The organism is Thioclava sp. JM3 (assembly GCF_002213185.1).
GTDB classification, from domain to species: domain Bacteria; phylum Pseudomonadota; class Alphaproteobacteria; order Rhodobacterales; family Rhodobacteraceae; genus Thioclava; species Thioclava nitratireducens.
In genome coordinates, this window is the sequence record NZ_NBOB01000005.1 from 322318 (window position 1) to 335008 (window position 12691).

At 61.8% G+C, this 12691-nt stretch carries 13 protein-coding genes and 1 tRNA gene; 5 read left to right on the plus strand and 9 right to left on the minus strand.

Annotation, left to right across the window (positions count from 1 at the left end; genetic code table 11):
* Positions 1 to 5 precede the first annotated feature (5 nt).
* Positions 6 to 81: transfer RNA gene (locus B6V73_RS11570), tRNA-Thr, on the plus strand.
* An 82-nt stretch (positions 82 to 163) separates the two neighbouring features.
* Here the strand turns inward: B6V73_RS11570 and B6V73_RS11575 are convergent.
* From B6V73_RS11575 to B6V73_RS11595, 5 genes are all read right to left on the minus strand, one after another.
* On the minus strand, positions 164 to 1261 hold the full coding sequence (locus tag B6V73_RS11575; RefSeq protein WP_075776704.1) for a flagellar basal body P-ring protein FlgI: 1098 nt from the start codon (positions 1259 to 1261) through the stop codon (positions 164 to 166).
* On the minus strand, positions 1261 to 2262 hold the full coding sequence (locus tag B6V73_RS11580; RefSeq protein ID WP_088725309.1) for a flagellin: 1002 nt from the start codon (positions 2260 to 2262) through the stop codon (positions 1261 to 1263). Before B6V73_RS11580 ends, B6V73_RS11575 begins: the two co-directional genes overlap by 1 nt.
* Before the next feature lies 1 nt (position 2263).
* Positions 2264 to 3718, minus strand: a complete 1455-nt coding sequence (gene flgK, locus B6V73_RS11585; RefSeq protein WP_088725310.1) for a flagellar hook-associated protein FlgK — start codon at positions 3716 to 3718, stop codon at positions 2264 to 2266.
* 30 nt (positions 3719 to 3748) lie between these two features.
* The gene (locus B6V73_RS11590) at positions 3749 to 5083 is read right to left on the minus strand and encodes a flagellar hook-basal body complex protein (protein ID WP_075776701.1); all 1335 of its coding nucleotides are present in this window, start codon (positions 5081 to 5083) and stop codon (positions 3749 to 3751) included.
* Positions 5084 to 5201: 118 nt separating this feature from the next.
* Positions 5202 to 6050 (minus strand): flagellar motor protein MotB, encoded by an 849-nt coding sequence (locus tag B6V73_RS11595; protein ID WP_088725311.1) that lies wholly within the window; start codon positions 6048 to 6050, stop codon positions 5202 to 5204.
* A gap of 144 nt (positions 6051 to 6194) precedes the next feature.
* Between B6V73_RS11595 and B6V73_RS11600 the strand changes: the two genes are divergently transcribed.
* Genes B6V73_RS11600 through B6V73_RS11615 form a run of 4 tightly spaced genes read left to right on the plus strand, consistent with a single transcriptional unit; the run spans position 6195 to position 10017 of the window.
* Positions 6195 to 6809, plus strand: a complete 615-nt coding sequence (locus B6V73_RS11600; protein ID WP_075776767.1) for a paraquat-inducible protein A — start codon at positions 6195 to 6197, stop codon at positions 6807 to 6809.
* On the plus strand, positions 6806 to 7420 hold the full coding sequence (locus B6V73_RS11605; RefSeq protein ID WP_240504128.1) for a paraquat-inducible protein A: 615 nt from the start codon (positions 6806 to 6808) through the stop codon (positions 7418 to 7420). Before B6V73_RS11600 ends, B6V73_RS11605 begins: the two co-directional genes overlap by 4 nt.
* A complete protein-coding gene (locus B6V73_RS11610) occupies positions 7417 to 9441 on the plus strand; it encodes an MlaD family protein (protein ID WP_088725313.1) in 2025 nt (674 codons plus the stop codon). Before B6V73_RS11605 ends, B6V73_RS11610 begins: the two co-directional genes overlap by 4 nt.
* Positions 9442 to 9453: 12 nt before the next feature.
* A complete protein-coding gene (locus tag B6V73_RS11615) occupies positions 9454 to 10017 on the plus strand; it encodes a PqiC family protein (protein ID WP_075776698.1) in 564 nt (187 codons plus the stop codon).
* On the opposite strand, the gene B6V73_RS11620 is transcribed toward B6V73_RS11615, so the two are convergent.
* The 4 genes from B6V73_RS11620 to B6V73_RS11635 form a co-directional block, all read right to left on the minus strand.
* Positions 10005 to 10538 (minus strand): flavin reductase family protein, encoded by a 534-nt coding sequence (locus B6V73_RS11620; RefSeq protein WP_240504133.1) that lies wholly within the window; start codon positions 10536 to 10538, stop codon positions 10005 to 10007. The genes B6V73_RS11615 and B6V73_RS11620 overlap by 13 nt on opposite strands.
* An 80-nt stretch (positions 10539 to 10618) precedes the next feature.
* Positions 10619 to 11086 carry a DoxX family protein gene (locus B6V73_RS11625; RefSeq protein ID WP_240504129.1) on the minus strand — a complete coding sequence of 156 codons (468 nt, stop codon included), beginning with the start codon at positions 11084 to 11086 and terminating at the stop codon, positions 10619 to 10621.
* On the minus strand, positions 11083 to 11856 hold the full coding sequence (locus tag B6V73_RS11630; protein ID WP_088725315.1) for a DNA-binding domain-containing protein: 774 nt from the start codon (positions 11854 to 11856) through the stop codon (positions 11083 to 11085). Before B6V73_RS11630 ends, B6V73_RS11625 begins: the two co-directional genes overlap by 4 nt.
* Positions 11840 to 12682 carry a DUF692 domain-containing protein gene (locus B6V73_RS11635; protein WP_088725316.1) on the minus strand — a complete coding sequence of 281 codons (843 nt, stop codon included), beginning with the start codon at positions 12680 to 12682 and terminating at the stop codon, positions 11840 to 11842. Before B6V73_RS11635 ends, B6V73_RS11630 begins: the two co-directional genes overlap by 17 nt.
* Positions 12683 to 12691 lie beyond the last annotated feature (9 nt).

The window sequence follows — 12691 nt, forward strand, 5'->3', positions numbered from 1 at the left end:
AGAGTGCCGGTGTAGCTCAGCTGGTAGAGCACGTCATTCGTAATGATGGGGTCGTAGGTTCGAGTCCTATCACCGGCACCACTTCCTGAAAGTTCAGGCGCAAAGGCGGAACCGCAAGGTTCCGCCTCGCTTGTTTCCGCCTCGTTTTTCGAGTGCCTTTCGATCAATTTACCACAAACTCAGCATGCAATGCCCCCGCGGCATTGATGCTTTTGAGGATGTCGATCATATCGCGCGGACTGACGCCGAGCGCGTTCAGTCCCGCCACCACTTCCGATAGCGAGCTGCCCTGCGCGACCTCAGCCATACGAATGCCGGGCTCTTGCGTCAGCGTTGCCTGCGATCTGGGCACCACGACCGTATCACCTTGTGAAAATGGATTGGGCTGCACCACGAGGGGACTTTCTTCCACTTTGAGGGTCAGGTTTCCCTGGCTGACGGCGACCCGCGATATCCGCACGTCGCGGCCCATGACGATCGTGCCCGAACGCTGGTCGACTACCACCCGAGCGCGCTGCTCCGGTTCGACGCTGAGATTCTCCACTCGCCCGATTGCATGTGCGACCGAGCGCGCGCGCGTCTCGCGGATGTGCAATGCGACCGTGCCGCCATCGAGCATTTCCGCGACGCGCCGGCCGTATTCGCGGTTGATCGCGTTTTCTATCCGGGCTGCGGTGGTGAAGTCTGGCGTGCGTAGCGCGAGGCGCACCGTCTCCAGATCATTTATCTCAAACGCGATTTCACGTTCGACGCGCGCGCCGGAAGGAATGTTTCCCGCGGTCGGCACCCCTTGAGTCACCGAAGCGCCGTTCCCTTGTGCTACCGCTCCGCCGGCAATGATGGCGCCCTGCGCCACCGCGTAAATCTCTCCATCCGCCGCCTTCAGGGGGGTCATGACGAGGGTGCCGCCGAGGAGACTCTTCGCATCGCCAATTGCTGAGACCGTGATGTCGATTTTACTTCCTGCGCGGGCAAAGGGCGGCAGGCTCGCCGTGATCATGACGGCAGCGACGTTTTTCGGCCGAAGCTGCTCCCCGGTAACGTTAACGCCCAGTCGTTCGAGCATGTTTGACATGATTTCTTCGGTAAAGGGAGCGTTGCGCAACCCATCGCCCGTTCCGTTCAGCCCAACGACGAGCCCATAGCCGACGAGGTCATTTCCGCGCACGCCATCGAACTCGACGAGATCCTTGATCCGGATCGGTGCGCTTAGGACGAGCTGCGGAATGATCAAAAGCGCAATAAGAAAACAGCGCCACATCACATGTAACCCGTCATCGAGAGGTTAGAGAGCCGGCTGGTCAGTAGGTAGAGCGTCTCGATCTGAGACCGTACCGCTTCGAGCGCGGTCGCGGACTCGTAGGGGTCGGCCCCGATGAGTGTCGTTCGTGCGATTTCGAGACTGGCGCGTTCGGCATCGTTTCGCGTAGCGGCCGAGGCGATCTTGCCTTCGACAGAGCCGACTTTCGCTGCGAGTTCGACAGTCGAGAGAGATCCCGAATGAATTCTCTCGCCTGCCCCCTTTGCGAGCGCACTTCGCTGGACTAGATCTCCGTCAAACAACCCGCGGTCCAGAAGCGCGCCTATGGCGTAGCCTTTGATCGTATCTTTGATGCGTGGATCGTCCGCGGTGACGTCGATTGCCGCGGTCTCGCTTTCTGCGATGTGAAATTTACCTCGCGCTTCGCCGCCTTGATAGAAGGTTGCGCTAAATCCGGCGGGATCGTCGAACCAAACATCGAGCGTCATGAGCACGTCCGTCGCACTGGTCGCTCCCGCGATCTCCGTGGAAAGAGAGGCGAGAATCGTTTCTGAACCGGGCAGCGGAGGCGTGTCGCCGCTTTCGCCCGCGAATATGTATCGCCCGACTGAATTCGTGTTGAGAGTTGCGATCAGGGCGTCAAACTTTTCGGCAGCAGACGCTACGGTTGTGTCGATCATTGTCTTGCTGGCGGTTGTCGCCGCGGACATGAGTGCCATGCTGACGCCATCGTCGAGGTTGGCAACACGCTCGAGGCTGCTTTGCATCGCTTCGGTGTATTGGCGCGCCTCGCTGGTAGCGAGAGCGAATGCATCGAACAGTCTGAGGCTTCGATTGATCGCAGTGAGCGCGCTGAAATCGCCCGCAACGGCGGTGCCGAGGTCGGATTTTACGCCTGACGTGACTTCTCGGGTAAGGCTTGCCAGTCTCGTATCGAGCGCGGCGCTGTGGCGTCGCATCTGGAAATTCAGCGCCATGTCTCCGACCGAGAGATAATTCATCTCAAATCTCCAGAAGCTGTTTGATCAGCGCGTCCGCGGTTTGGATGACCCGCGCGTTGGCGCTATAAAGTTCTTCAATTTGCAGAAGTTTCTGCATTTCGTGATCTGTATCGACACCATCCGCGAGCGCCTGTTCTTTCAATGTATCGTAGCGGGTTTTTGCGTAGGTTTGTGTCGCTTCATTGCGTTGTCGGTCGCTCGTCACTTGGGAGAGAAAGCTCGCGAAAAGTTCCGCGCTCGAATGACGCGAGGAACCGAAATTGCCAGAGCTGGGCGCGGATGGGGTCGTGAAGGCGGAGGCGAGGGCAAAAAGATTTTCCGCGTTGCTCACAGGGCCGGGGGAGGCGGCACCGAACCCGTCGCGCAGCAGGGAGAGCGCGCCGCCTTGTTCAGGGTCCGCAAGCGGGTTGATAGCGATCCGGCCGGCGAGGCCGGTTTCATCGAGCGGATCGAGCGGGCCTCCATCATCGGTGAAAAGCCCTGCTGTGCCGCCGCTGAGTGTCGGGTCGATCGCCGGATCGCTGACCCTCTCAATGAGGTCGCGAGAGAGTGCATCTATCTGGATTTGCTGGTCTGGGGCGAGCGTATCACGGATCGTGAAGAGAGCACCCAGTGATCCGCCGCCGAGGAAGCCGCCCTCGTCAATTGAGACGGCGTTTCCGTTGAGGGTCAAGCCGGAGAGGGTGCCTCCGACGTAGGTCATATTCGGTGTGATAATGCCGGTTGATGTGAAACCGATTTCTACGGGGTTCCCTTCGAGAAGAACGGCGCCGCCCGTGGTAAAGAGGGCGATTTGGTCGTTTTCGCGGGTGGCTTGCCGGATGGGGACGATGCTGGAGATCTGGTCGACCAATGTTTGGCGTTGATCCTTGAGCGCATTCGTGTCGTGGCCCGCGGCCTTTCCAGCCAGTATCGTAGCGTTGAGTTCGTCGACCTGCGAGAGGGCGGTATTCAGGGTGTCGACCTGTGCCGCGATTTGCCGGTCTGCAGTCATTCGGCTGTCCTGCAGATGTGCCGAAAGCGCATTCAAGTGATCCGTGACGGCCCGGGCGGAGTCCAGCACGGTGGCTAGGCGGGCTTCGCTTTCTGGGCGGCTGCCAGCTTCAACGAGTGAAGCTTCAAACTGCGCAAATTTGGACGACAGGGAACTCGCGTCCTCTGGTGTGCCGATACGGGCTTCGAAGGTCGACAGGAAATCGTAGCGGAGCGACGCGTTTTGTGTTGCGGCGTCGGAGAGGCGAAGATCGCTTCGAAGAGTCTCGTTGACGATACGATCCACGCTCAGAACGCGGACTCCGGCGCCTTGCCGGCCGACCATCTGGGCGCCAAGTGAAACCTCGCGCCTGGCGTAACCTTCGGTAAGCGCATTCGCGGTGTTGGAGGCGACGACCTCTGCCATACGCGAAGCCGCGGTGAGCCCCGACAAGGCATTGGACAGCGTTTGCGAGATTCCCATTTTGACCTCCTTTAGCCGGTCCGATCAGGATCAGCGTTTGATATTGGTGGTTTCCTGCAGCATTTCGTCGACCGTCTGGATAACCTTGGCGTTGGAGGAATAGGCGCGCTGCGTCTGGATCAGATTGGTCAACTCCTCTGCGACGTCGACTGTCGATCCTTCGCGGGCATATCCCTCGATCGAGCCTGTGGGACCGTCGCCAGCATTCCAGAGAAAGAAGGAGCCCGACTTCGACGACACTTCGAACGTCTGGTTGTCGAGCGCGATCAAGCCGTTCTGATTGGGCACGTCGACGAGCGGAATCTGGTAGACGGTGCGGATGAAGCCGGTGTCATAGGTCGCCTTGATATAGCCGTCCTTGTCGATCTCGACCGCAGTGAGATTACCGACTGGCGAGCCATCCTTCGTGATCGATGTGGGCGAGAAGCTGTCGGATAGCTGGGTCAGCCCGTTGGTATCACCGATCTTGCCGATCGTGACGCTGAGCGGTCCGCCTGCCACGGTGAGATCGAGCGTGCCGGTCGCGGAATCGTAGGAGCCACCATCGATGACATTGACGGAGGCGAGGGTGCCGCCGCTGCTGCGGCTGTCGTCGAAGGTCAGCACGTAGCGCCCGATGACGCTTTCATCGATTCCGGCGGTGCCGGGATCATCGACCGTCGCGCTGTCCCGAATGACCATCGCCCATTCGTTGGAGGAGCCAGTTGCGGGGACCGTCGGATGGAAGGTGATATCGAGCGTTTCGGAGGTTCCGAGATTACCGAAATATTCGACCGAGAGCGGCAGCGTATCGCCGCTCGCCCCGGCCTCCGTGTCGGTGGCGGGAAGGTTGACGCCGAGATTGAGTGTCGTGGTCGGGTCGCCGGCGGTCTGGTTGGCATTGATCACGACGGGTTCCAGGCCCGACATCGTGTCGCGCGCGAAGGTCGGGATCGTCCCGTCCGCGCTGGCGGGCCAACCGAGGAGAACGAGCCCGGATTCCGTCATCAACGTCCCGTTCACATCGCTGCGGAAGGCGCCGGTCGTCGTCATCTTCAGCGGCTCGTCTCCCGTCGAATTGTCGAGCGCGACCGCAGTCATCACGGGAAGCATGCCGCGGCCGGACACCGCTATATCGAGCGCGTTCGATGTCGAGACGAGCGAGCCACGCTCCTCGATCAAGCGGCTCGTGGCTGCGCGGACGCCACCGGCGGAATAGGAGCCGGTCTTCGCGGCCTGATTGATGACGATACTCTCGAATTCGGTGACGGCGCGCTTGTAGCCGTAGGTGCCCGAATTGGCGATATTGTCCGAGATCGTTGCAAGGCGGGTGGCATTCGCGGCCAAGCCGGCCACGCCCGCATTGAGCGAGGAAGAAATGGACATGGATGCGCCTTTCTGCTGCTAAGTCCGAAATTCCCCTTACCTTTGCGCGCGGGTATTTAAGATTGCCCTAACGAGTCCGTCCTTTTACCTCTGTGGTTACCTCTTCGCTAAGGGCGCCTTACCGGCCATTGCGCAGAACGATCACTTCGAGACGGTTGTTGCGCAGATCCATCGCGCGCGTGACCTTCGGTTTGCGATCGGCGAAGCCGCTTACGCGCTGCAAGCGCTCGGGAGGGAACCCGGCCCCGTTCAGCAATTCACGCATCGCTTGCGCACGCGCGGCCGAAAGCTCCCAGACCGGGTCCTTGGCCAACATTTTCGGATAGGATTTCGTGTAGCCGTTTATCGCCACGTTATTCGCGACGATCGAGAAGACCCGCGTAAGAATCTTCGCCAGATCGGTGAGCACCGGCTGCGGCTTGGCCGTGTCACCGACGAACAGCGGCGCGTCGGGTAGATCGGAGATCTCGATGATCAGACCTTCGTCGGTCACCCGGGTCACGATGTGGCGGGCGAGCTGCTCGCTGACCATCGACTCTCCGCCGACGCCCATCAGCGCCTGTTCGATGGCCCGGGCCACCTCCTTGAAAGCGGCCTTGTCGTTGTTCTGCTTGTCCTCGGCGGATTTCTCGCCGCGGGCCTGACGCTCTTCGGTCGGGCGCTGCGAGATGGCGCCAGTGCCGGTCTGCGCGATCTGATCCTCGGAGAAGACGGAATCGCCGCCGAAAGCCCCTTCGCCGCCACCGGAGATCCGGTTGATCGGGATCGTCGGATTGAAGTAATCCGCGATGCCCTTGCGTTGTTTCTCGGTCGTCGCGTTCAGCAACCACATCAGCATGAAAAACGCCATCATCGCAGTGACGAAATCAGCGTAGGCGACTTTCCACGCCCCGCCATGATGTCCGTCGCCGCCGGTGACCTTCTTGCGCTTGATGATAATTGGCGCGGCGTTTTCGCGGTTGCTCATTCCACCACCTCTTTTCACCCGCGTCCGCTATAGTGGTCGCGTGTTAACAGGTGATTGATGGATAAAAAGCGCGCTATCGGCGTCTTCCCTTGTCGTGGCGCTGGCAGTCGCTAGATTTAGCGGATGGATGGGGACCCGAACACAATGAACGTTGACCCGGCCGATCTGATTGCCTGTCCGCAATGCGACGCGCTGTACCGCGCCACGCATCTGCCCGACGGCAAGCGGGCGACCTGTGTGCGCTGCGGAACCGTTCTGATCTCGCCGCGCGAGAGGTCCTTTCTGCACGTCGTCGCATTCTCCTTCACCGGGATGATCCTGATGATCGGGGCGATCTTCTTCCCCTTCCTCGAAATCTCCACCCGCGGGTTGAGTCACGAGAGCTCGATCTTCGGCGTCGCGATGGCGTTTTCCGACGGCTGGATCGCGCCTCTGGCTTTCTTCGTGCTGTCGATGATCGTGGCGCTGCCGATCTTCCGCTTCGTCGCGCTGATCTACACGCTCTGGCCGCTCGCCAATGGCAAGCCCGCATGGAAACACGCCGCGACCATGTTTCGCCTCGCCGAAGAGAGCCAGCCCTGGGCGATGGCGGAGATCTTCATCATCGGGACAGCGGTGGCGCTGGTGAAACTCGGGGGTCTCGCCAAGGTGTCGCTCGGGCCCGCCTTCTGGGCCTTCTGCGTGCTCATCATCGTGATCGCGCTCAAGAACTCCTTTGTCAGCAAATGGACGATATGGGACGCGATCGAGCGAAAATGAACGTGCTGACCGCCACCGATGCCGGATTGATCGGCTGCACCCGCTGCGGTCGGGTCTGGACGCCGGATCATGCGCATTGCGAGCGCTGCGGCGCGACGCTGCACAAGGTCGACAAGACCGGGCTGCAGCGGGTCTGGGCATGGTGGTTCGCGGGGCTGATCTTCTACCTCCCGGCCAACCTCTACCCGATGCTGGTCACCGCGACGCTCGGCCACGAGCAGAAAAACACCATCGTCGGCGGCGCGATCGAGCTATGGCGCCATCACAACTACGGCGTGGCGCTGATCGTCTTCGGGGCCTCTGTGATGATCCCGATCGGGAAATTCATCGCCATCGCCTATCTCGCCATCGCGGTCGGAAACGAGCGCCGCAAGGGTGGTCATCCTCATCTGCACCTCTACGAGGTGGTGGAGTTCATCGGTCGATGGTCGATGATCGACGTCTTCGTTGTGGCGATCCTCTCCGCGCTGGTGCAGCTTGGCTTCGTGGCCTCGATCCATCCCGGCCCTGCCGCCGCGTCTTTCGCCCTCTCGGTTGCATTCACCATGCTATCCGCACAAAGCTTCGACCCGCGCCTGATCTGGCGCGGCCCTGACAGAGTGAGTTCATGAACGACACCCCCGAGACCGGCCCGGCAGAACTGGAAACCTCCAACGCCCCGCGCCCGATCTGGACGCGGCTTTCCGTGGTCTGGATCGTACCGCTGATCGCATTGCTGATCACGCTTGGTGTCGCCTGGAAGACGGTCTCGGATCGCGGGGAGCTGATCCATATCGATTTCAAGGACGCGACCGGGGTCGAGGTGGGCACGCCTCTGAAGTTCCGCGAGGTCGAGGTCGGCAAGGTCGAGAGCGTCTCGTTCACCCACGATCTGGAGCAAGTGCGGCTGGGCGTGCGCATCGACAACGAGGTCGCACCTTACGTCGATCAGGATGCGAAATTTTGGCTGGTCCGCCCTGAAGTGTCGGCGCGAGGTATTCAGAACCTCGGGACGGTGCTGTCGGGCACCTATATCGAGGGCTTCTGGAACAACAAGCCCAACGGTTCGCAGACCCTGTTTCAGGGACTGGACAAGCCGCCGGTCTCTCCCGATCCGAGCAAGGGCACCATCATCGAGTTGCGTGCGAAGGACGCGGGCGGGATCGTAGATGGGGCGCCGGTTCTCTATCACGGGCTGACCGTGGGCCATCTGCAGAACCTGCGGCTCGACGACGACGGCTCCGGCGTGATCGTGGACGCATTCATCGAAGCGCCGCATAACAAGCTGCTCACCACCCAGACCCGGTTTTGGGACACGTCGGGCTTCTCCGTGAAATTCGATACCTCGGGTCTCAGCCTCGACGTGCGCTCGCTTGCGACGCTGGTACAGGGCGGGGTGGAGTTCGACACCTTCACCAGCGGCGGCGGGATCGTCGAAGATCAACAAGCGTTCCGGCTCTATGACAGCAAAGACACTGCGGAAAACTCTGTCTTCCAGTCCGATGTGGTCGATCCGCCAAAATACACGCTGCTCTTCGACGACCCTGTGCAAGGGCTCGAAGTCGGCTCGAAAGTGCAGTTCCGGGGCGTCGAGGCGGGCGAGGTCACCGCGCTCGCGATCAAGATCCGCAAGGACAGCACCGGTCAGCGCTACGCGCAGCAACAGCTGACGATCGCCCTGTCGCCGGACCGGCTCGGGCTGTCGCGCGACGCCGGCGAAGAGGCCGTGACCCAGTTCCTGCAGGGCGAAATCCAGAACGGCTTGCGGGCGCGTATCGCGAATACCGGCCTTCTGGGCGGCACCATGGTGATCGAACTGACCGATGTGCCGGATCTACCGAATGCCGAGATGAATCTGGATGCCGATCCCTATCCGACGATCCCGACCGCGCCTGCGGCCGAGAACGATCTGGCGAAATCGGCGAAAGGGGTGTTCAAGCGCATCGAAGGCCTGCCGATCGAGGAAGTGATGAACTCCGCCATCCGCACACTCGACTCGATCTCCGCCGTGGCCGAGAGCGAAGACACCCGTAAGGTGCCGCGCGAATTGTCCGGCCTGCTGGAGCAGCTCAAGACCTTCGCGACCGATCTGAACAACAAGGATGCCGCAGACAAGACGGTATCCGCGCTCGACAGGGTGACAGAGGCTGCTTCGTCGGTGCTTGAAGAAATCTCGGGTCTCGACAAGACGCTCGCTTCCGCGGATCGTGCGGCTTCTGCGATCGCGGATATGCCGCTCAAGGACGTGGGCGACAAGCTCGACACGATCCTCGCCAGTATCGACGCGCTGCTGAACAAGCCCGGCACGCAGGACCTGCCGCAATCGCTCAACGATACGCTGACGCAGACGGCGGCGATCCTGAACCAGCTGAAGGAGGCCAATGCCGCCGACAAGCTGAACCAGACCCTCGATGCGGCGCAGAACGCGGCGAATTCGGTGTCGAAAGCTTCGGACCGCCTGCCGGAACTGACGCAGAAGCTGCAATCGCTGGTCGATCAGGCGCAGGCGCTCGTCGCGACCTATGGCCGTGGATCCAACTTCTCGAACGAAACCCTCAGCACACTACGTGAGCTGCGTCGGGCGATCTCGAACATCGGCTCGCTCGCGCGTATGATCGAACGAAATCCGCAGTCCTTCATTCTGGGCCGCTAACAGGAGATGACGATGAAAGCTCTGAGCCTGATCCCGCTATGCCTCCTGGGCCTCGCGGCCTGTTCCGATCCCGAGAAGATCGCACGCTATCCGATCGACCCGCCCACCGCTGAAAAGGCGCTGCCGAACCGGCTTGGCCGGGCCGAACTGCGCGAGGTGTCGCTGCCGGACTACGCGGGCGGACAGGAGATCGCCTTCCAGACCCCGGACGGGGCGCTGCGCTCGAACCCGGACAACCTTTGGGCGGATGATCCCGCGCGTTCGGTGACGCTGGCGCTGGCGCGGCAGATTTCGTCTCTCTCCGGCGCGACGGTGATCTCCGAGCCGTGGCCGCTCGCCGATCCGCCCACGCGCAAGATCGAGGTCCGGATCGAGCAGATGCTGCCGGGCGCCGATGGTCTGCTGCATGTCTCGGGCGTCTATTTCGTCTCGGCGAACGGCTATGAGCGCAGCGGCGAAACGGTGCGTCGGTTCGATTTCACGGTGCCGGTCGGCTCTCAGGAACCGCAGGCCATCGCAAAAGCGAACAGCGCGGCGGTGACGCAGCTTGCGCGGCAGATCGCTCAGCTACGCTGATCGGGAAGGAACCGCCCGAACTGGCCGCCCGCAAAGAGCAGCGGATCAGTCCCTGCGCCTTTAACGAAGCGGGTGACGCGGCCGATGATGATCGTGTGATCGCCGCCGTCGTGGCGCGCCTCGGTGACGCATTCGAACCGGGCGAGCGTGTCGTCGATCAGCGGTACACCGGCCGCGTTCAGCCTGTAGGATAGCCCCTCGAACCCCTCGCCGCGCTTCGTGAACCGCTTTGCCAGCGCTTCCTGATCGTAGCGCAACACATGCACCGCGAAGGCATCGGTTGCAGTGAAATGCGCATGCCTGAACGAGGAGCGCGCAGCCGACCAAAGGATCAGCGCCGGATCGAGCGAAACCGAGGCGAAGCTGTTCACCGTCATCCCGACGGGCTCCGGCGCATCGTCATGCGCGCAGGCGGTGACGACGGTCACACCGGTCGCGAACTGCGCGAGCGCATCGCGCAACAACCGCGTATTCGCCGGATCGGGCTGGTGGCCGCGACCGTCGCTTTCGGCATGGTTCATGGCCGCTTCGATATCGTCGCTCTCGCGCATCCGCTCTCCTTTGCGCTCACACATAATCGTGCAGGCGGGGAGAGCAAGGCTCAGCGTTCCAATCCAAGGAGCTTGTCGAAAGAAAGCCGCCCGGGGCCCTTCATCAGAACCGTCAGAAGCGCGATTGCCCAAAGCCCATGCGTCACCCATGCGCTGGGATAGACGAAGAACTGGATCACCAGCGTCATTGCCAGAAGCGCGAGCGCTGCAAGTCGGCTGCCAAGGCCGAGGATCAGCAGAAGTGGGAAGAAATGCTCCGAGAATGTCGCGAGCACCGCCGCCCATTGATGCGGAATGAGGGGCAGGTCGTATTCGTATTGAAAGAGGGTGAAGGTGGAATCCTTGATCATGAACCCTTCCACCTTCGTCCGACCGGACATCCAGAACACCATCGCTGGAAAAAGCCGCGCTCCGATCAGAACAATCTCCTCCGGTAGGCGCTGGGCTAGATCGGAAAACCGATGATACAGCCTGAATAGACCCTGTTTTGACGTTTTCATCTCGATCGCATCGGTCATGAGGCGTCTCCTTTTTCGATGCCCGCGCCGACGATCAGCGCATTCTCCAGCAGCAGCAGAAGCGCTGCGTTGAGGTCAAAATCCGCTCCCGCCCGGTCTTGTGCGCGGGCGACGGTTTCGCCTGCACATAGGGTCGAGACGAAGCGACCGGTCGAGCTACGAACGACGGACGTGATCACATGAGCGATCCCGCGCCGCGCAATCAGCAGTGTCTCCGGCCTCCATTCGGTCGCCCGCGGTGGAGCGGGGCCACCTGGTTGTTGCGAGGCCCAGATCGAACCCGCAGGCGTCAGGAGCTGAAGAACCTGCACCGACGGATGCAGATCGAGACACAGATGAGTGCCCGCGCGTTTGGCTGTCTCTTGCAGGCGTTCCCGCGCAATAGGCTCTGAGTCGGCTGCGTGATAGGCCCGGCTGCGCGCCCATTCGATGCGGGCGACGTCGGGCAGATAGCTTAGCGATTGCAGCGAAGGTTCATCTGCCAGATAGGCCGGAAACGCGCCGCCCCATTCGGTCAGAACGGGCGTGTGCGGCGGGTGCTCGGCGATATAGGCCCGGGCGAGCCCCCTGAAGCAATCCGCGCCAAGAAGCCGCTCGATCGCCGGGAAATGCCGCGCGAGGGCCTGTGTCAGCCCATGCGCCACGTTGTTGCGGTAAACGTCGAAGCGGCGCTCGATCTCGGCTGGATCTTGGGCGGTTGCGTTTTGCGGCGCGGGCCCTCCGGTCAGGCCCTCGCGGAAACCGCGGGCGAAGTCACGATGCGAGGGCATGGTGGTCTCCCGACAGGATCATCGACGCACGCTCGGCCTCGGCCGTCAAGGTGGCGAAGTCCGGCACGTCGTTGTCCCACTCGATAAGGCTCGGTAGCGGTCCGGTTTTAGAGACTGTTTCGGCGTAAAGTGACCAAACCGGCTCCGCGACTTCGCGCCCGTGGCTGTCGATGAGCAGGGGCCCGGAGGGCAGCTCTTCCTCTTCATGGCCTGCCAGATGGACCTCGCCGACACGGTTCAGCGGGAACGCCTCGAGATAGGCGCGCGGATCCTGTCGGTTGTTCACGCAGGACACGAAGACATTGTTCACATCCAACAGCAATCCGCAGCCGGTCCGCTGGCTGATCTCGGTCAGAAACTCGGTCTCGGGGATCTCGGAATTGTCGAAGAGTACATAGGTCGCCGGATTTTCGAGCAGCATCCGGCGGCCGAGATGCTCCTGCACCTCATCGACGTGATCGCAGATCAGCGCGAGCGTTTCCGCAGTGTAGGGCAGGGGCAGCAGATCGTGCATCCAGACGCCACCATGGCTTGCCCAGGCGAGGTGTTCCGAGAAGCTCTCGGGGTCGTATCGGTCGCAGAGCGCCTTGAGCCGCGCGAGGTGGTCGCGATCCAGCGGATCGGGCCCGCCGATCGAGAGGCCCACGCCATGCACCGAAAGCGCGTAGTCCGCGCGCAGCCGCTCCAGCATCGCATGCGGCATCCCGCCCGCGCCCATATAGTTTTCCGCGTGGATTTCGAAGAACCCGAGGTCCGGTTTCGTCTCTGATATGGCGGGAAAGTGCTCTGGCTTGAAGCCGAGGCCCGCTTTGCGTGGCAGGGTCATGGCAGCCTC

Bases quoted from the DNA above. Each gene is read 5' to 3' on its own strand.
- B6V73_RS11635 (WP_088725316.1), bottom strand. From the start codon at position 12,682: ATGACCCTGCCACGCAAAGCGGGCCTCGGCTTCAAGCCAGAGCACTTT.
- B6V73_RS11625 (WP_240504129.1), bottom strand. From the start codon at position 11,086: ATGACCGATGCGATCGAGATGAAAACGTCAAAACAGGGTCTATTCAGG.
- B6V73_RS11575 (WP_075776704.1), bottom strand. From the start codon at position 1,261: ATGTGGCGCTGTTTTCTTATTGCGCTTTTGATCATTCCGCAGCTCGTC.
- B6V73_RS11580 (WP_088725309.1), bottom strand. From the start codon at position 2,262: ATGAATTATCTCTCGGTCGGAGACATGGCGCTGAATTTCCAGATGCGA.
- B6V73_RS11610 (WP_088725313.1), top strand. From the start codon at position 7,417: ATGAACGACACCCCCGAGACCGGCCCGGCAGAACTGGAAACCTCCAAC.
- B6V73_RS11615 (WP_075776698.1), top strand. From the start codon at position 9,454: ATGAAAGCTCTGAGCCTGATCCCGCTATGCCTCCTGGGCCTCGCGGCC.
- B6V73_RS11620 (WP_240504133.1), bottom strand. From the start codon at position 10,538: ATGAACCATGCCGAAAGCGACGGTCGCGGCCACCAGCCCGATCCGGCG.
- B6V73_RS11595 (WP_088725311.1), bottom strand. From the start codon at position 6,050: ATGAGCAACCGCGAAAACGCCGCGCCAATTATCATCAAGCGCAAGAAG.
- flgK (WP_088725310.1), bottom strand. From the start codon at position 3,718: ATGGGAATCTCGCAAACGCTGTCCAATGCCTTGTCGGGGCTCACCGCG.
- B6V73_RS11605 (WP_240504128.1), top strand. From the start codon at position 6,806: ATGAACGTGCTGACCGCCACCGATGCCGGATTGATCGGCTGCACCCGC.
- B6V73_RS11600 (WP_075776767.1), top strand. From the start codon at position 6,195: ATGAACGTTGACCCGGCCGATCTGATTGCCTGTCCGCAATGCGACGCG.
- B6V73_RS11590 (WP_075776701.1), bottom strand. From the start codon at position 5,083: ATGTCCATTTCTTCCTCGCTCAATGCGGGCGTGGCCGGCTTGGCCGCG.
- B6V73_RS11630 (WP_088725315.1), bottom strand. From the start codon at position 11,856: ATGCCCTCGCATCGTGACTTCGCCCGCGGTTTCCGCGAGGGCCTGACC.